Raw genomic sequence first — 14,747 nt, forward strand, 5'->3', positions numbered from 1 at the left:
ACCTTTTCGCTAGGGTCAGGACTCATTGATCCAAAAGATGAAAACGGCAGCGAGTGCGATTGCAGACAGGAAGGTGTGAGCACATCGGTCATATCTGGTGTGGATGCGTCTCCAGTCCTTGAGGCGTGCGAACAGGTTCTCGATCCTATGGCGCTGGCGATATAGGTGCCGATCGTAGCTGTGCTGGACACGATGTTTTGCATGGGGCGGGATACAGGGGGTTATCCCTCGATCTATCAGCGCTTGCCGGAAGGCAGCGGAACTGTAGGCCCTGTCGGCCAGCAGGAAGCGGGCAGGCGGCAGTTGTTCAAGAACGGCGGCTGCCGTCTTGTGATCGTTGGCCTGTCCCTCGGCCAAATGCAGCAGCAGCGGTCGCCCCTTGTCGTCGCAGACCACCTGCAGCTTGGTGGTCAGGCCGCCTCGGCTACGTCCAATACATCGGGATAGAGCCCCTTTTTAAGCAGACTGGCCGCTGTGCGGTGCGCCTTGAGGTGGGTGGCATCGATCATCAACTTGTCGGTACCGCCACCCTGTGCCGCCAGCTCGGCCAGGATACGATTGAACACGCCCAGCCGGCTCCAGCGGATGAAACGGTTGTAGATAGTCTTGTGAGGACCATAGCCGGCAGGAGCATCGCGCCAGCGAAGGCCATTGCGGATTACGAACAGAATACCGCTCAGTACCCGCCGGTCATCGACCCGCGGTACACCGTGCGATAGCGGGAAATAGGGTTCGATCCGCCGCATCTGCTCCGGCGTCAACATCAGCAAATTATTCAAGGCAGCATCCTCCTGCCACCTTGAATCATCCATCAAGCCTCAATTCAATAAATTAATGGGTCCTGAGCCTAGTTGAGCCAACACGTTGAATAGATTCAAAAACTCGATCTTCTTCGTCGTCCGAAAAAAAGGAATCTGGGCGCCCTAAAAGAACAACCTTCGACTTACCTTCGAATAGGCACGCCATATCAGAAAATGTATCGTCAAAGCTTTGCACGTCCATTGCATGGCGCATTTCGTCAAAGCCATCAAGTATAAGAAGAAAATGCCCTTGATGCACCAATTGGATGAAAAGGTTATACGTAAAATTCACCACATTAGCGCCACCGTCGTTCCCTTGGAGGGCGGCACAAATAAGCGACTTTGTATCGTGGCGGTGAAATAAATCACCCAACGCAATCCTGATCGGTATCCGAGCAAATGTTCCGCGCTGGTATTGCGCAGTTAGATGGTTGAGCAGATTGAGACTGAAACTTGTTTTACCAATCCCGTATCCGCCATACACAATCAAAACATTGGTATCTGAACTGAGCCATAATTTTGTAAAATCAAACAACGTCGTTTGAGTATCGAATACATATGACGCCATATAGTTTTTAGATGATTCATGCGTCTTCCAGGAAGCAATATTATCTTCAAGCACATACGAGAAATTCATCATCGACGTAACAAATTTCTCGAAAGAGATATATTCTAAGTTTTCAAGACCTTTTGCTGTTTTCGATGGCCGCTGCGACAAATCGTGAGGGCCAATAACAATTAAATAATCAATTTCCTTCCCAAATGAAGGACTATATAGCTGGTATATGCCAGCAAGCGCCGTCGAATCTAAAGGTTTTTCCCAATCCTTGCATTCAATAGCCACTCGATTTCGGCGAAATCTCGAAATATCTTCGTAACCTACCGATTGTTACCGCGGAGATTTCGCTTTGAAGCGGGCGACCAGCTCCTCGTCGTCGACAAAGCAGTCGAGGAAGTCGTTCCATTCGTCGGGTGAACGGCGAGCATAGGAGAGCATCTGTTCCAGTTCCTCCATGCCGTCGTCTGTCAGCGCGGTGATGGATTCGTCCTCCCCGTTATAGACGCTGATGATGCTGCCGTAGGTCAGATTATCATCGTTGGAGATGATTGCCCGGAGAAGCTCCGGATCCTCGCCAAGAATTTCAGCGACATATTTGATCGTGCGGACATAGGTGATTGTTGCCATTAGGCTGCCTCGGCGCAGATGCTGGTGACAGGTGACCAATTCCAAGGAAGCAGTTCGTCGAGGCGATTGATCTTGTGGTCGTGGATGCGGTCGAGCAGATCGGCCAAATAGGCCTGCGGATCGAGGCCATTCATCTTTGCCGTCTCGATGATCGTCATGGCACGCGCCAGGGTCTCCGCCCCGGTGTCGGCTCCGGCGAATAACCAATTGCGTCTTCCAACTCCTATCGGACGCAGGGCTCGCTCGGCGGCATTGTTGTCGATGGCGACACGACCGTCGTCTAGGAACAGGCAGAGCGAGGACCACCGGCTCAGGCCATACCGGAGAGCGGTCGCCAAATCGCTCTTGCCCGGAATGCGGGTCAGTTGCGCTTCGGCCCAGACGCGGAGTGCTTCGACCTTTGCTTTGCTGTGCTTCTGACGTGCGGCAAGGCGGATATCGGCAGGTTGACCGGCAATGTCCCGTTCGATGTCGTAAAGCGCGCCGATACGGTCGAGAGCCTCGCGTGCGATCTCGGATTTGTTCGATGTCCAGATATCATGGAAGTCGCGGCGCCAATGCGCCCAACAGGCTGCCTCTCGGAAGCGCGACGTCCCCTCCGCGCCCGGTTCATAAAGCTTCCCGTAGCCTTTGTAGCCGTCAGCTTGAAGGATGCCGCTTGCCTGCCGGAGATGACGATGGACGTGTTCTTGCTTCCAGTCCGAGGCGAAGTAGTAGACCGCCCCAGGCGGGGCAGCACCCGCCCATGGCCGTTGATCTCGGACATATGTCCAGATCCTGCCTTTCTTCACGCCTTTGCCCAATCCCTTGTCTCGTAGCGAACGATCCAGCACCCGGATCGGGGTGTCATCGGCATGGAGGAGGTCACTGCCCATGATCGCCGCTTCGATCCGCTCGATCAAAGGCTGAAGCACCTGCATGGCGCGACCGCACCAATCGACCAGTGTGCTATCGGGGATATCGACGCCCATGCGGGCGAAGATCTCGTTCAGACGATAGAGTGGCAGATGGTCGTCGAACTTCGAGACCAGGATGTAAGCCAGAAGACCCGGCCCCGCCATGCTGCCCGGTATCGGACGGCTGGGAGCCGGCAACTGCATCATCTTCTCGCAGCAGCGGCAGGATTTCTTCAATCGAGCGACCTCGATGACCTTCATTTGCGCAGCGATCATGTCGAGGATTTCACTCGCGTCCTCGCCAACAAGGCGCAGTTCACCACCGCAATCGGGGCAGCAGGTACCAGGATCGAGTTCTTTGCGCTCGCGAGCTGCCTTTTCCGACACCCGCGGACGGCGGCGCATTGTCTTTTCGGGCGTGCCCGCCACAGGTGCGACAGGCGCGGCCTCATCGACCTCATCAAGCGGCTTGGTGCCGCTTTCCGCCGCGGCGATGAGAAGATCCTCCAGCGCCAATTCCAGCTGCTGGATTTCCCGCTCGATCTTTTCCGAGGACTTGCCGAAGACCTGTTTCTTCAGCTTGGCGATGCGCAGCCGTAACGTCTGGATCAACCGGTCGTGCGCCTGCAACGTCGCCGACATCTTCGCATTTTCCGCCTGCAGGGCGGCGATCATTGCCTTCAGGAAGGCCGGATCATCGGGAAGATTTTGGCTCGCGTTCGACATGAACCTGACTAGCATAAGCCAGGAGGAATATCCATAAAACAAGCAAATTCAGAGGGATAAAATCAACCGACACGCGCCGGCGGGGCGCCCCAGTTGGGACGTCGCCAATCAATCCCTTCCCACAACATCGCCAGTTGCGCCGTTGTCAGTCGGGCCGTTCCATCTGCTGCTGAAGGCCAGGGAAAACGCCCCCTCTGCAAAATTTTGTAATACAGACAGAAGCCCTGGCCATCAAAATACAGAAGTTTCAAACGGTCGCCACGCCTTCCTCGAAAGGCGAAGACTGCGCCGCCCGTCGGCTTCTGGCGCAATACATCCTGCGCAAGCGCAGCCAGGCCCTCAACTCCTTTGCGCATGTCCGTGATCCCGCAGGCAAGATACACTCGAACACCGGTTCCTGGTCCAATCATGCCGCTTCAACCGCCCGGATGAGCCGCGTCAGGACGGTGGCATCGACGCCGCTATCGAAGCGAAGGCTACGCCCATAGTTCAGACGCAACTCGATCAGTGCGGGCTCGCGCGCAACCTCCTCACGCCCGAGCGCGGCGTCGTCCATGGCGGACGTATCTATGGGCAGGAAGACCGTATCGGCCGTGGGCGGCAACAAACCCTTCTTCTTCAGCTCATGCCGCCAGGCGTAAATCTGCTGCCGGGTCACATCGTGCCGATGGGCAACCTCAGTAACCGTCGCACCGTCGAGCCCCACCGACATGACAACGTCGAGCTTCTTCTCGTCACCCCAACGCCGACGACGTTCCTGACCAAGAATTTCCACACGCATCCCATACCTCGCCTAAGATACGTCGCTAACGACGTCGTTAATGACGTGTCTTAGGCCATTAAGGCGCTATTCGGCAGGCGGTGCCAATCGGGTGCTTACATATCTTCTTCATAATATATATCCGCAGTGGTTGCGATCAGGCCGTATTCGGTCGTGTCCCTACAGATGGTGTAGCTCGGCGGTAGCGAAGCCGCTCGCGAGCGCGCCCTCAACAGCGCGGTAGTGAGCGGGCGGCGAAGCGGTGGTCATCGATGTTCTTCAGTAGGGTTGGGTTGCTGACACCAACCTGATTCGAAGGAACCACCGATGACCGACGACATGATGAACCTGCGTGCGCTCGTGGAGAAGTCCCCCGACGCCGATCTTTTGCGCGAGATGATCGGCTTTGCCGCCGAGCGGCTGATGGAGCTGGAGGTGGGCGCTGCCACCGGTGCCGGCTATGGCGAGAAGAACCCGCTGCGGACGGCCCAGCGCAACGGCTACCGCGAGCGGGATTGGGAGACGCGCGCCGGAACCGTCGAGCTGCGCATTCCAAAGCTCAGGAAGGGCTCTTACTTTCCGGGCTTCCTGGAGCCGCGGCGCATGGCCGAGAAGGCGCTGACGGCGGTCATTCAAGAGGCCTATGTGCAGGGATCTCGACCCGCTCGGTCGACGATCTGGTCAAGGCCATGGGTATGAGCGGCATCTCCAAGAGCCAGGTCAGCCGGCTGTGCGAGGAGATCGACGGAAAGGTCAAGGCCTTCCTCGAGCGGCCGATCGAGGGCGACTGGCCATATCTGTGGATCGATGCCACCTACCTAAAGGTCCGCCGGGGCGGCCGCATCGTCTCCGTTGCCGTGATCATCGCCGTTGGTGTCAACAACGACGGTCGCCGCGAGGTGCTGGGCATGGAGGTCGGCACCTCCGAAGCCGAGCCGATCTGGACCGAGTTCCTACGCAAGCTGACTCGCCGTGGCCTCAGAGGCGTCAAGCTGGTCGTCTCCGACGCCCACGAGGGCCTCAAGGCCGCCGTCACCAAGGTGCTAAACGCAACCTGGCAGCGCTGCCGGGTCCACTTCATGCGCAACGTTCTCGCCCACGCCGGCAAGAGCGGTCGGCGTGTCGTCTCCGCCTTTATCGCCACCGCCTTCGCCCAGGAGACGCCGGAAGCCGCAAGCACCCAATGGCGCGCCGTCGCCGACCAAATCCGCCCGAAGGTCCCGAAGCTCGCCGCCATCATGGATGATGCCGAAGAAGACGTTCTCGCCTACATGACCTTCCCGAAGGAGCACCGCGCCAAGCTGCACAGCACCAACCCGATCGAGCGCCTCAATGGCGAAATCAAGCGCAGGACCGAGGTCGTCGGCATCTTCCCCAATGACGACGCCATCGTCCGCCTCGTCGGCGCGATCCTGCTCGAGCAAAACGACGAATGGGCTGTCCAACGCGCCAGATACATGACGCTGGAAACCATCAGCCAGATGAGCGATGATCCGCTCATCAGCCTGCCAGCCGTGGCGCGCTGATCGTCCCGGCCCATGCCGGAGAACGCGGCGACCAAAGCCGCCACCTACACCACTCCCTGGGACATGATCCCGTATTCAATTTCAACCGCCTTGAATTGAGTTTTAAGTAAGCCGTATAGCTTGTCTCTTAAGCTTGAACCCGGAAGCTTTTCTTTCGCCTTTTGGGTTCCCGTCCCTTTTATTTTCTTTAGAGATCTTCTTTGCTTTTGCAACATATCACAGACTGCCCTATCGAAACGACTCTCCATTCAAGCTATTTCGCAAAGATTTACAATATGAACTGCCCCCACTTTCGACCGGACACTCAGCATAAGCAGGAAGGCTCAAGCACAGGCTTGAGGATAAGCTTATGTCTAACGAGTTTCGACAGGTTGACTTGATGATCGGTGACGTCCGGCGGCGACGCTGGACAACGGAACGCAAACTGCAGATCATCGAGGAAAGCTATGCCGCCGGGGAGACCGTTTCCTCCGCGGCGCGGCGGCATGGAGTTGCGCCAAATCTTCTGTATCGCTGGCGTAGGCTCCTGAGCGAGGGAGGTGCGGTGGCCGTGGATTCTGACGAGCCAGTGATCGGCAATTCCGAGGTGAAGAAGCTGGAAGATCGAGTGCGCGAGCTTGAGCGCATCCTCGGGCGCAAGACGTTGGAGAACGAGATTCTCCGCGAAGCTCTTTCTAAAGCCCACTCAAAAAAACCGATATCGCGGCCGATCTTGTTGCCGAAGGACGGTTCCCGATGAAGACCGTGGCTGACGTCCTGGGCGTATCGCGGTCCAATCTCGTGGAGCGCCTTAAAGGCAAGTGCAAGCCGCGTGGATCATACCTCAAAGCGGACGATGCCGAGCTGCTGCCTGCCATTCGTAAACTCGTGGATGCTCGGCCGACCTATGGCTATCGGCGGATCGCTGCCCTTCTCAACAGGCAGCGGCGAGCTGCTGATCTGCCCGTCGTCAATCGCAAGCGAGTTCATCGCATCATGGCCAATCACGCTATGATCCTTGAGAAACACACGGCGGTGCGAATAGGCCGTGTCCACGACGGCAAGGTCATGGTGATGCGGTCTAACCTGCGCTGGTGCTCGGATGGCCTTGAGTTCACTTGCTGGAATGGCGAGGTGGTCCGTCTCGCGTTCATCATCGATGCGTTTGACCGGGAAATTATCTCATGGGCAGCCGTCGCCAATGCCGGGATATCCGGCTGCGACATTCGAGACATGATGTTGGAGGCCGTCGAAAAGCGCTTCGGCGCAACCAGCGCCCCGCATGCAATAGAACATCTATCTGATAACGGCAGTGCATACACCGCGCGGGAGACCAGGCTGTTTGCCCAAGCCCTCAACCTGATCCCATGCTTCACGCCCGTTGCCAGCCCACAATCGAACGGCATGTCTGAAGCCTTCGTCAAAACCTTGAAGCGGGACTATATACGCATCTCACCCATTCCGGACGCCGATACAGCTCTCCGGAAGATCGACGGATGGATCGAAGACTATAATGAAATCCATCCACACTCAGCGCTGAAAATGGCCTCCCCAAGGGAGTTCATCAAAGCATTGTCTCAATAGCTGATCTGTCCGGCGAAATGGGGGGCACTCCACAATACAAGATTGCACCAAGCGTAAGTCTCCTAGTCGCGCGGTTATTTTGATGAAAACGAGAGTCCCCGCCCAAGCACCAGTTCATCGCTTAGTCAAAGTTGCATGCGACGCATTCATCCTCGGCGCGTCGGTCCACCCCGGCATGTGCCGGCAAGGCATCGCCACACGGCTGGTCAGGGAAGCCACGCGGATTGGCAGCGAGCGTGGCGCCGCGCGGCGGCATGTCAATTTCGAACGCACATGACCTCCTTCTATCGCGCCCGCGGCTTCCGGTTCGCAGAAATGGCCCTTCTCAAACTGCCCTAGCCCGCCCGCTCACCCGCCACCAACTCTCCCCACCCCCTCCACCAGCGCAAAATAAACCCGCTCAACCCGACAGGCAGCACTCCTAGCGCTCGCCTCATACCCCGCCGCCGGCCAGCCGCGCCTGGGGCTGCCGTCCGCCGCGATCAGCCAGTACCAGCGTTCGTCAGAGCCGTTGAGATCGATCTTGAAGATCCGCCCCATGCAGGCATCGCCGTGGAAGCCGATGAAATCGTCGCCGGGCTTTTCCTTCCAGGCGTGGCGCCATTTGCCCCTGGGTCTCTCGTCGCTGAGGATCATCTCCCAGCTCTTCCAGCCATTATAGTCGGACTTGGCCGTCAGCGAGCCGTCATAGGGTTTCGGCTCGAAATGCAGGCAAGCTTCGAGAAACACGGCGACGGATTCGCAGACGGCACGCCACGTCCCGTCATCGCGTGCGGTCAGGTGGTAGGCGGTCTCGTCAGGCAGGTTGCGTAGCGCCTGGGCGATTGCGGAGGCGACGCCTTCCCGGCTCGCAGGCTCGCCCCGCGCGGTGATCACGAGATAGGTGCAGAGATAATCAGCCGCGTCCCGGGCGATCGGTTCGATGACATGAAGCTGTCGTCGCTTGCCGATCGCATAGCCGCCGAAATCCCGGAGCCGGCGCTGGGACTGTTTGCGGAAACTGTTGTTGAGGAACGATCTCAGAAGCGTTCCGGCATCATCTCGCACGCGTCGTCCTCTCCTCGTGAGGATGTTTTGCCGCATAGGTCTGGTGGGTGGCTCCCGCCCGAGCCGGTGAAAATCAGGCAATTCCAGAGGCGAACCGCCGCACGCCTTGGCCGGAATTGCTCTAGATCAGCGTCGGTTCCGGATCGTCCTCGACCTCCTCGATGATGTCGGGCCGATCGTTCTTCGGCGAGCCGACACCCCGGCCGATCTTCCACATCGTCATCAACTCGGCCGGGAAAGGCTTCATCAGATCGTGAGGATCCGGCTCGGGGGAGAGCCAGCGCTCGTAATCCTCGCGATGCAGGATGACGGGCATGCGGTCATGAATCTCCGCCATCATCTCGTTCGGCTCTGAGGTGACGATGGCGAAGTTGCGGATCGACACGCCGTTCGCGTCCTTCCACGTCTCCCAGATGCCGGCGAGCGCGAAGGGAGAGCCGTCCTTCATGGCGATGGCATAGGGCTGTTTGTTCTTGCCTGTGCCGTGAATATCCTTCCATTCGAAGAAGCCGTTGATCGGCACGAGGCAGCGGCGCGACCGATAGGCGGCACGGAACATGCCGTTGGAACTGATCCCCTCGCAGCGGACATTGACCGGCGGCGGCCTGCCGCCGGGCTTGGCCCAGGAAGGCATCAGCCCCCAGCGCGCGGTGACAAAGATGGGCCCTGACGTATCCGGCTCACGCACGATGTCCCTGACGATGATGGGATAATCCTGCGACGGCGCGCCGTTCCACCTGGGAAAGCGGTTTCCAAGCCCGTCGATATCCCCGCCCTTCACGGCAAAGGGGAAATTGCTGATCAGTTCCTCAAGAGACGTCCTGACGAATATGCGTCCGCACATGCAGTTTCTCCGCCGGTGAAATATTAGATGTTCCTATTATGTTCACGGCTGGAAGGGTGTCAAGATAGCCACAGTTGCGCCTCCTCAGGAATGCCCGCATCTGCGACTCGTGCTATAGTTTTCCCCTCGACCCAAAGGAGCCCGCATGCGCCTGCCCGCCCTCGCTCTCGCCCTCTCCGCGCTGATCGCCTCTCCCGCCTTCGCCGAGACCTTCAAAACCCCGAAGGCGCTGCTGCAGGCGCTCTACAGCTTCGATGCCGCCAGCAGTGACGACAGCCCCTCGCCCTATTCGGCCTTTTTCTCTGACCATCTGAATGAGTTACTGCAGGCCGATCTCGACAAGACCGCTGAAGGTGATGTCGGGGCGATCGATTTCGATCCCGTCATTGCGGGGCAGGATGGCGAGGCAAGCGACCTCAGGATCGGCCAACCGATCCTGCTGAACGGCCGGGCTGAACTCGAGGTGCAGTTTCGCAACGGCGAAAACGTGACGCTCTATTACAGGCTGGTGAAGGAGCATGGCGGCTGGAAGGTGGAGGATATCGCCAACCAGCAGGGCGAGGCCCCCTGGAGCTTGAGTGCGCTGCTGGGCGATGAGGAATAGGCGGCGGCCACGACCCTCTCCTTCGCCGCTCTTGATCGGAAAGCTCCGTGCCCGCTGAACGAAGGCAATCGCCCATGCCGGAACTGCGCATCGACCCGTTCCCTTCCGCCGCCGAGCTGAACGCGCTGTTTTCGGCCGCCTGGGGCAGCCCGCACAGCCGGGATTTGACCACCATCCTGTGCCGCAGCCTCGGCCATATCGGCGCCTACCACGACGACAGGCTCGTCGGCTTCGTCAACATCGCCTGGGACGGCGGCCTCCACGCCTTCATTCTCGATACATCGGTCCATCCCGAGATGCGAAGACAAGGCATCGCGACGCGCATGGTCCGCCAGGCAACCGCCCTCGCCCGCGAGCGCGGCGCCGAATGGCTGCATGTCGATTTCGAACCGCACCTGACCGGCTTCTACCGCGGCTGCGGATTTGCCCCGACAGAGGCTGGGCTTATCAAGCTCGTGTGAGCGGCGCCCGCGGGCAGCAGGAGCAACTCGAAGCCGCACCAACCTGCGATGGTGGCACGGAGCGACTGCGCGGCGCAACATCGCTGAAGCGCGGCTGAAAACACAATTTTTCCGAGAGCCATCCCCGCTGCAAATCAAACATAATACTATTTAGAAGACCAAAATATGCCTTTGAGTTCTCAAATTAAAATGCGTCTCCCAGTATTTTATCCTTAGTTTTTCATTAAAAACGCAATGAAAAGACACAATTTTGCATTGAAAACCTCATCGGGGGTTGGCATAGATCCCCAGGGGGTTGTCGTCCGTTGAAGCTGCAAGAACAGTTCTTTCGGGGATGTCTCATATTGCCGAGTACAACGCATCTTTTGGGGAAAGATATATATATGGCCTTGAATATTCTGGACACGAACGGCGCAACGATTACCAAGACCGGCGCCGAGTTCGAAGCTTACGACGTCATCCGCGATTCCGCCGCACATCCTTCCGCGCCTGTCACTCTGGTTGTCTCGGATTCCGGCGCGGCCGATCTGGCCGACGAACTGGCTTCGGTCTCCGCGAACGTGACGGGCTCGAGCGGCGACAATGTGATCACGACGGGCGCCGGCAACGACCACATCGATGGCGGCGACGGCGCGGACACGCTGAACGGCGGCGCCGGCAACGATGTCATCATTGGCGGTAGCGGCAACGACAAACTGATCGGCGGCGACGGCAACGACAGCATTACCGATGGTGGTTTTCCCATCTTTCTGCCGGGACCTGACGGCTTCCAGCCGGAACACATCGACATTGACGCCGGCGCGGGCGACGATTCCATATTCATAGACAGATTCGCTTCATTCATTTCTGGAACAATCGACGGCGGCGCCGGGATCGATACGCTGCAAGCGTCCTCGCTCAACGGCCTGACGCTCAAGAACATCGAAGTCCTTAAGACCGAATTCTCGCAGGTTAGCGGTTCGAGCGCGCAGTTCGAAAGCTTCGACAAGATTGTCGGATCGTCCATTCCGTTCCCTGATTCTCGTCCATCATTGTCGGTTACTGACAGCGCCCACCTCGATCTTTCCGACGAGCTGGGAAATCTCGGAGCTTTTATCACTGGCTTCTCCGGCGTCGACGCCAAGACCGGCGCCGGCAACGACGAGTTCGCGGGCAGCGACGTCGACGACATTTTCGACGGCAGCGGCGGCAACGACCTCATCAATGGCAACGCCGGCAATGACAAATTGACCGGCGGCGCCGGCAACGACACCATCAATGGCGGCGACGGCATCGACACCGCGGTCTTCTCCGGCAACTTTGCCAACTATTCCCTGGCGATCGACAATGGCAACCGTGTCGTGACGAGCGCGTTGGAAGGTAAGGACACGCTGACAGGCGTCGAATTCGCGCGCTTTGCCGATGGCGTCTACAATTTCGCTACTGAGACTTTCACCGTCAACGGTCCTGGGCCGGGTACTCCACTGAATATCCTGGATACGCACGGCGCCACGATTACCAAGACCGGTGCCGAGTTCGACGCCTACGACGTCATCCGAGACTCCGAAATCAACCCTCTCGTCCCGGTCAACCTGGTCATCTCGGATTCCGGGACGGTAAACCTTGCCGACGAACTGGGCTCGGGCTCCGCAAACGTGACGGGTTCAAGCGGCGACAACGTGATCACGACGGGCGCCGGTCACGACCACATCGATGGCGGTGACGGCAATGACACGTTGAACGGCGGAGCCGGACACGATGTGATCCAGGGCGGAAATGGCAATGACACGCTGAACGGCGGCGATGGCAATGATGATATAACCGGCGGCATCGGAAACGACGTCATCAGAGGCGGCGCCGGCAACGACACGATCTCCGATGGCGAGCATTTCGTCCATACCCCGGAGGTCTTCGATATCGACGCGGGCGACGGCGACGATGCCATAACCGTGGAGACATCCGCTCCATGGGCCTCCGGAACCATCGACGGCGGCGCCGGGATTGATACGCTGCAGGTCGATTCGCTTCAGGGCCTTACAATCAAGAACATCGAAGTCCTTGAAACGGCGGGAGTTTGGGTTGCCGGTTCGAGCGCTCAGTTCGAAAGCTTTGACAAGATCGTCTGGTCAACCGATCGGTTCTCTGATTTCAACCCCTCTTTGGCATTGACGGATAGCGCCCACCTCGATCTTTCCGACGAGCTGGGAGATCGCGGATCTTTCATCCACGGCAATGTCCTCGGCATTGACGTCAAGACCGGCAACGGCGACGACGAATTTACCGGCACCGACGGCAACGACATTTTCGACGGCAGCGGCGGTAATGACATTCTCAATGGCAATGGCGGCAATGACAAACTGACCGGCGGCGCCGGCAACGACACCATCAATGGCGGCGCCGGCATCGACACCGCCATCTTCTCAGGCAATTTCGCCAATTACTCCTTCGCGACGAACGGTAGCGATCACATCCTGACGAGCGCCGCGGAAGGAACGGATACGCTGACGGACGTCGAATTCGCCCGCTTTGCCGATGGCGTCTATGACTTCGCCACGCAAACCTTCACGCCCAAGGGTAATGCCGCACCGACCGATATCCAGCTCTCGAAAACCGCCCTTTCCGAGGATACGCCGCTCTGGACGACGGTCGGCTTGCTCAGCGCCAAGGATGCAGACGGTGACACGCTCACCTATAGGCTGCTCGACGGCGCCGGCGACCACTTCCGCCTGAAGGACAACCGCATCGTCACCTCGAAGGCACTCGACTACGAGACGGCCAAGTCGCACACGATCAAGGTGGCCGTCTCCGACGGCAAGGTCACCGTCGAAAAGGACATCGTGATCAACGTCCTCGACGTCAACGAAGCCCCCGTCAACAAGGCGCCTGTTAATCTCGCCTTCTCGCGCAGCTCGATCTCCGAAAATGTCGCGATCGGCACCGCGGTTGGCCTTCTCTCGGCCGTCGATCCGGAAGGCGGCGCCGTGAAATGGCGGTTGACGGATGATGCCGACGGCATCTTCAAGCTCGTCGGCAACAAGATCCAGACGAAGGCGGCGATCGACTACGAAAGCCACCACAGCCTGACTTTCACCGCCGAAGCCTATGACGCGGCCGGAAACACTACCAGCCACGACTTCAAGATTGACGTGAAGGACGTCTTCGAGCCGTCCTTCTCTGGGCTGTCGCATGAGGCGCTGATCTAAAGGACGCCCGCGCAAAGCCGTGCGGCGGTTTTGAGCGGGCTTGCGGAGAACCAAAAACCTGAAGGGTGACAAGCGAGATCCGAGAAGATCGCGACACGGTTCTTCCCGACGCAGAGATGCGTCGGGTATGGTTTGAGAGATCGGAGCGCCGGCAAGACATGCTGGCGCTCCCGCTTCGAAAGAGCGTCTGTGCTTCGAGGCTCAGCCTGTGGATTTTGCGCCTCGGCATGAGCGGGTGCTCGCCCCGTCCGCAAGGTTAAGACTATCTAAAGTCCCGCCTGGATTTCATCAGACATCGAATAACACGCTCGCCGACGGCCGCGTCCTGGGGTTGCCTTGCTTGCCCGGGCTGCAGGAGCGGAATCGATTCCCTGATGCGACTCCGGCTTAGGGATAGGCGGAAACGCGGCGCGGGCTTAAATGTCGAAGGGATAAGCCATGCTCATGATTGTTTTTATACTCGGCTTTTCGATCGTCGTTTCGCAGCTCATCTGCAGGCGGTTGCCGACCGGCTTCATCTATTCCTTGCTCGCCTGGCTGTGCACCGTTGTGGCCGCCCTCGCCGCCACCGTCCTGGCGTTCCTTGCTCTCTATTTCACCGTCCCAGCGGCCATTGCGCCCAACGAACTCGTGGCGTCGTCGGCGATCAATTTCACGGAGGCATTCCTGCTCTCGCCATTCGTGGTCTGGTTCCTGCGCCGAAAGGTGCGCAAACAAACCGCCACGCCCGAAACATGAAGCGAGACAGGCACGGATTTGTTGTCCGCGAGGTAACTCCGCCATGAAAACCACTTCTAAGGGAATCCGGGGCCGACTATCGAAATTCACCGCGTCGTCCCGTCTCGGCACGGAATCCCGATATGGCACAGCCGTGCAACCATATGCTAACTTTTCGTCAAGTATCTGAATCTTCGGCATTTCCTGTCATAATAGAGGCCATGCCACAATAAAGTGGCTTGCTTTTTGCCCGAAATGCTGGCACCAATCCAAACACTCGGGCATTTGCATGCCGGTGACTGGACCGATGTGGTAATCCCTTCCGTGACGGAAGGCGCGCGGGAATACCCGCCTACGTAGACGTTCTTTCCCCGTACGTGACTTCTCCGACTGACCCTTCGTCCCAATAATCGGGGCGAAAGCTAAAGCCGTCCG

13 protein-coding genes and 2 pseudogenes are annotated in these 14,747 nt (G+C 58.5%); 7 read left to right on the plus strand and 8 right to left on the minus strand.

Features of this window, described 5'->3' with window-relative positions; translation table 11 throughout:
- Nucleotides 1-15 precede the first annotated feature (15 nt).
- From NE852_RS12740 to NE852_RS12765, 6 genes are all read right to left on the minus strand, one after another.
- A protein-coding gene (locus NE852_RS12740) for an IS5 family transposase (protein ID WP_128623705.1) occupies nt 16-779 on the minus strand; the annotation gives its coding sequence in 2 pieces (ribosomal slippage) (nt 16-440 and nt 440-779; 765 coding nt in all).
- Nucleotides 780-831: 52 nt separating this feature from the next.
- Nucleotides 832-1,644 carry an NACHT domain-containing NTPase gene (locus NE852_RS12745; RefSeq protein WP_258156604.1) on the minus strand — a complete coding sequence of 271 codons (813 nt, stop codon included), beginning with the start codon at nt 1,642-1,644 and terminating at the stop codon, nt 832-834.
- A 45-nt stretch (nt 1,645-1,689) separates the two neighbouring features.
- Complete coding sequence (locus NE852_RS12750; RefSeq protein WP_008535372.1) at nt 1,690-1,986, minus strand: hypothetical protein; 297 nt, start codon at nt 1,984-1,986, stop codon at nt 1,690-1,692.
- Nucleotides 1,986-3,608, minus strand: a complete 1,623-nt coding sequence (locus tag NE852_RS12755; RefSeq protein WP_037175132.1) for an IS66 family transposase — start codon at nt 3,606-3,608, stop codon at nt 1,986-1,988. The genes NE852_RS12750 and NE852_RS12755 overlap by 1 nt, the downstream gene beginning before the upstream one ends.
- Before the next feature lie 62 nt (nt 3,609-3,670).
- Complete coding sequence (tnpB, locus tag NE852_RS12760; protein ID WP_374992003.1) at nt 3,671-3,964, minus strand: IS66 family insertion sequence element accessory protein TnpB; 294 nt, start codon at nt 3,962-3,964, stop codon at nt 3,671-3,673.
- Between the two features lie 50 nt (nt 3,965-4,014).
- Complete coding sequence (locus NE852_RS12765) at nt 4,015-4,389, minus strand: transposase (RefSeq protein ID WP_008535378.1); 375 nt, start codon at nt 4,387-4,389, stop codon at nt 4,015-4,017.
- Between the two features lie 306 nt (nt 4,390-4,695).
- Between NE852_RS12765 and NE852_RS12770 the strand changes: the two are divergent.
- The 3 genes and pseudogenes from NE852_RS12770 to NE852_RS12780 form a co-directional block, all read left to right on the plus strand.
- A pseudogene (locus NE852_RS12770) lies at nt 4,696-5,894 on the plus strand (IS256 family transposase).
- Nucleotides 5,895-6,243: 349 nt separating this feature from the next.
- Nucleotides 6,244-7,457 (plus strand): IS3 family transposase gene (locus NE852_RS12775; RefSeq protein ID WP_128623700.1). Its coding sequence is split into 2 segments (ribosomal slippage): nt 6,244-6,580 and nt 6,580-7,457, totalling 1,215 coding nucleotides; the frame shifts between segments, so codons are not numbered across the junction.
- A gap of 124 nt (nt 7,458-7,581) precedes the next feature.
- Nucleotides 7,582-7,796 (plus strand): annotated as a pseudogene (locus tag NE852_RS12780) (GNAT family N-acetyltransferase); the annotation flags it as partial.
- A gap of 9 nt (nt 7,797-7,805) precedes the next feature.
- Here the strand turns inward: NE852_RS12780 and NE852_RS12785 are convergent.
- Both NE852_RS12785 and NE852_RS12790 read right to left on the minus strand, forming a co-directional pair.
- Entirely contained in the window at nt 7,806-8,504 is a 699-nt protein-coding gene (locus NE852_RS12785; protein WP_008535388.1) for a hypothetical protein, read from the minus strand.
- Nucleotides 8,505-8,625: 121 nt separating this feature from the next.
- Nucleotides 8,626-9,348, minus strand: coding sequence for an SOS response-associated peptidase (locus NE852_RS12790; protein ID WP_008535390.1), 723 nt, complete (start codon nt 9,346-9,348; stop codon nt 8,626-8,628).
- Nucleotides 9,349-9,493: 145 nt separating this feature from the next.
- On the opposite strand from NE852_RS12790, the gene NE852_RS12795 reads away from it, so the two are divergent.
- The 4 genes from NE852_RS12795 (at nt 9,494) to NE852_RS12810 (ending at nt 14,333) form a co-directional block, all read left to right on the plus strand.
- Nucleotides 9,494-9,952 (plus strand): DUF3828 domain-containing protein, encoded by a 459-nt coding sequence (locus NE852_RS12795; protein WP_008535392.1) that lies wholly within the window; start codon nt 9,494-9,496, stop codon nt 9,950-9,952.
- A 74-nt stretch (nt 9,953-10,026) separates the two neighbouring features.
- On the plus strand, nt 10,027-10,413 hold the full coding sequence (locus NE852_RS12800; RefSeq protein WP_008535394.1) for a GNAT family N-acetyltransferase: 387 nt from the start codon (nt 10,027-10,029) through the stop codon (nt 10,411-10,413).
- A 383-nt stretch (nt 10,414-10,796) separates the two neighbouring features.
- Nucleotides 10,797-13,595, plus strand: a complete 2,799-nt coding sequence (locus tag NE852_RS12805) for a metal-binding protein (RefSeq protein WP_008535396.1) — start codon at nt 10,797-10,799, stop codon at nt 13,593-13,595.
- 444 nt (nt 13,596-14,039) lie between these two features.
- Nucleotides 14,040-14,333, plus strand: a complete 294-nt coding sequence (locus NE852_RS12810) for a hypothetical protein (RefSeq protein ID WP_258156606.1) — start codon at nt 14,040-14,042, stop codon at nt 14,331-14,333.
- Nucleotides 14,334-14,747: the final 414 nt, after the last annotated feature.

Source organism: Rhizobium sp. Pop5 (assembly GCF_024721175.1).
Taxonomy (GTDB): domain Bacteria; phylum Pseudomonadota; class Alphaproteobacteria; order Rhizobiales; family Rhizobiaceae; genus Rhizobium.